This window comes from Caballeronia sp. BR00000012568055, assembly GCF_029439455.1.
Classification (GTDB): domain Bacteria; phylum Pseudomonadota; class Gammaproteobacteria; order Burkholderiales; family Burkholderiaceae; genus Caballeronia.
Genome location: NZ_JAQFVG010000085.1, coordinates 1 through 3,222, shown reverse-complemented (window position 1 = coordinate 3,222; position 3,222 = coordinate 1). Strand labels below are relative to the sequence as shown.

At 57.9% G+C, this 3,222-nt stretch carries 2 protein-coding genes and 1 pseudogene; all 3 read right to left on the bottom strand.

The features are described from left to right. Nucleotides 1-592: pseudogene (locus P7F28_RS05880) on the bottom strand (hypothetical protein); the annotation flags it as partial. A gap of 153 nt (nucleotides 593-745) precedes the next feature. Next, on the bottom strand, nucleotides 746-2,383 hold the full coding sequence (locus P7F28_RS05875; RefSeq protein WP_277183550.1) for an alkaline phosphatase family protein: 1,638 nt from the start codon (nucleotides 2,381-2,383) through the stop codon (nucleotides 746-748). A 146-nt stretch (nucleotides 2,384-2,529) separates the two neighbouring features. Continuing rightward, the coding region (locus tag P7F28_RS05870) for an efflux RND transporter permease subunit (RefSeq protein ID WP_277183549.1) at nucleotides 2,530-3,222 on the bottom strand (693 nt) is incomplete at its 5' end.

Sequence of the window (3,222 nt, the reverse complement as noted above, 5' to 3'; positions counted from 1 at the left end):
AAATCACGCCATTGCGATCCATATTGCGCACGATCGACAGCAATTCCGATGTTTCGATTGCAGCCTGCCGCAGCCGCAAGGCCATATAGATCTCAGTCGCGGTTTGCACGGCGACATAACTCGCGTGAACGACCATCATCCAGAGACTGGGTTTTGTCGTACAAAAGACGTTGAAGGTGAGTGCCTGCAAGCGGTCGAACGCGAAATGATGCGCAACGAAGAGACCCGCGCACAGCAGCAGCACGCGATAATCGCGATAGACGAGCAAGAGTCCCAGCAGCACGAATACGCCGAAGTGAAATTCGACCGTGCCTCGCCCGAGCTGAATATGCAGCGCAATCAGGCAGACATTACAGATAGTTAGTACAACGCGCGATGCGAGCGTTCCGCGTGCGAAGAAAAACGCCAGCGCCGCGACGACCAGCGCCACGCCCGCCACCGGCAGCGCAAGGCCCAGCGAGTCGTAATAATTGCCGATAGCGAGCGCCGCTGCACACGAGGCGATCGTGGTAATGAACATCACGAGATCGCCTGTTCTGGCGATGCCGTGGAGCACCGGATCGTCCCGATGCGCGGAGGAAGCGGCCATCATGTTTCTTGTTCTTGATGCCCGCTTTGGTGTCGAGCGGGCTATTGAGTTGAAGATGCGTTCATGGACTGTTTACGGCATAAAAAAAGATGTTCTTGAGGGATAGGTTTGCCGGACAGTCGATAAAAATGATCGCTGTCCGGCACCAGTGCGCTCTTAGAAGCCCGGCAACACTTCCGTTCCTTCCGCCGCCACCGAATTCAGACGCTTCGGATTCACGCCCAGCAGCTTGAGCATGGTCGGCGCAACCTGCGTCGTCAGCGTACGGTCGTTCACGATGCCGCCCGCATGCTTCATCCCCGGCGCGTAGACAATCAGACCAAGGTGATTGTCGTCAGGTGCATTGCCGCCGTGCTCCTCATCCTTCGACGTGCTCGATGTATAGATCACGCCTGGATTCGGCTGCACGATGATGTCCGGCGTGCGTCCTTCCTTAGGATCACCAAATGCAGCCTTGATACGCTGACCATAGAGCAGATACGCATACGGTCCGTCCGCGCAGATGCCCGGCGCATTGCAACTCAGATTGTCCTTCAGCGTTTTCACCACTTGCGCCAGTTGATGCTGATCGCGCAGCCAGATGAGGCCGACGTCGTCGGTCTGTGCGAAGCCGGTGCCGACCAGTCCGCTGCCATCGTTGAGATTGCCGGTCTTGGTGGCGTTCTGACCGTAGTTGCCGTTTGGATCGAGATAGCTGTTGGTCTGAAGCAGTTTGCTGAGCGTATCGCCGTTCTTGACGAGCTTGCTGTGATCGGTTGGCGACTGGCCGTGCTTCGCCGTGACGATGATCGCGGTCGATTGATACAGGCCACGCTGCTTCAGTTCCGCCACGATACGCCCAAGCGAAGCATCGATATAAGCGATCGCTGCGCTGACTTGCGGACCGGGCGTGAAGCTCGCATCGAGATAACCGCCGTCTTTCGCGACCACGGCTTTCTGCGCGACGCTCAGCGTCTGAAAGTTCGCGCCGAAGATCGTCGGCACGCCGGGCGAAGCGTTGCCTGCCGAGTTCTTTCCATCGATCTGATTGATCAGCGCTTGCATGTGGAGATCGTCGAATACTTCGGTATGCGTATAAAGGTCTGTGTAGTTCGTGTTGGTCTTTGGGTCGATGGAGTTGATCTCGGTGCGCATCAGATCGTCCACGCCGCTGCCCGAGGGTCCGTTGAGCCAGTCATAACCCCATGCATGCTTATCGGCCCATGCGGTGCGGGCATGCGGCAAGCCTGCTTTCACTACTTCGAAGATGGTATTGGTTTTTACGTAGTTGTGCGGATAAACCGGTTTGCACACGCCGTCGATCTTCGCATTCGGGATGGCCTGCGGATTGAATGCGCCGCCACCGTCGAGATGAACCAGCGCGCCACCGTTCTGCGCGTCGATGCCAGTGGTTTCATCGAAGACTACGTTCCAGCCTTGCGTGCCGCTACAGCTCGTGTCGGACGGCGCGTAAAGCGTACGGTCGTACGAGACGTCGTAGAAGAGGCCGGCGGTCTTCGGCGATCCGCCCGTCACCAGCGCAGCCAGTCCGGGAAAAGAATCCGACAGGCCTGGCGTGTGCGCGTTGGTGTACGTGGTGCCGTCCTTTGCCAGCAAGGCCATGTTGGGGCAGGCATTGGACGCCACGCAGCGCGCGACGTCCTGCTCATGCAAACCGTCGAAGCTGATCAGCAATACATGCTTCACGCTGGTGCGGTCCTCGTGATCGTGCCTGCCGTGATCGTCGTCACGCGCGGCGGCGTGCAGCGCGGTCAGCGCAAGCAGCACGGCGGCAAGTCCCTTTGTCTTCTTCATGTCTCGTCCCTGTTCGTGATGGAATGAACGTGTTTGCAGCGTCCATCAATGTGCAAGGCGATTGCGGCGAGTGCATGAATAAGGGCTTTCGTTTAACTGTCTTTTAGCCGATATATTTTTTCCGCGCGAGGCAATCCTTAAGGATGTCATAAGGATTCACTGACGCGTGCATCGATCCGATTGGCTCGTCGCGCAGCAAGCCAAAGCGAGAGCCGATCGAACCAGAGGTGCACAACCGGTGTCGTGAATAGCGTCAGCATCTGCGAGACGATCAATCCTCCGACAATGGAAATGCCCAGCGGCACGCGCAATTCCGCGCCTGCGCCGTGACCCAGTGCGAGCGGCAACGCGCCGAACAGAGCGGCGAGCGTGGTCATCATGATTGGTCTGAAACGCAGGATGCAGGCTTGCCGGATGGCTTCGAGCGGTGACAAGCCGTGTTCACGTTCGGCGACCAATGCGAAGTCGATCATCATAATGGCGTTCTTCTTCACGATGCCTATCAACAGAATGACGCCGATCATCCCCATGATCGACAAGTCCTGTCCGCACAGCATCAACGCAAGCAATGCGCCGACACCCGCCGATGGCAGCGTTGAAATAATGGTGAGCGGATGAATGGCGCTCTCGTACAGAATGCCGAGCACGAGATAGACCGCGATCAACGCCGCGCCGATCAGATAAGGCTCGGATTTGAGCGATGCCTGAAATGCCTGCGCCGTGCCCTGAAAACTCGTGGTGATGGCATCGGGCTTGTGGATGGCGTTTTCAGCCTGATGGATCGCGGTGACGGCGTTGCCGAGCGATTGGCCTTGCGCGAGGTTGAACGAGATCGTCAC

Bases quoted from the DNA above. Each gene is read 5' to 3' on its own strand.
- P7F28_RS05875 (WP_277183550.1), bottom strand. From the start codon at position 2,383: ATGAAGAAGACAAAGGGACTTGCCGCCGTGCTGCTTGCGCTGACCGCG.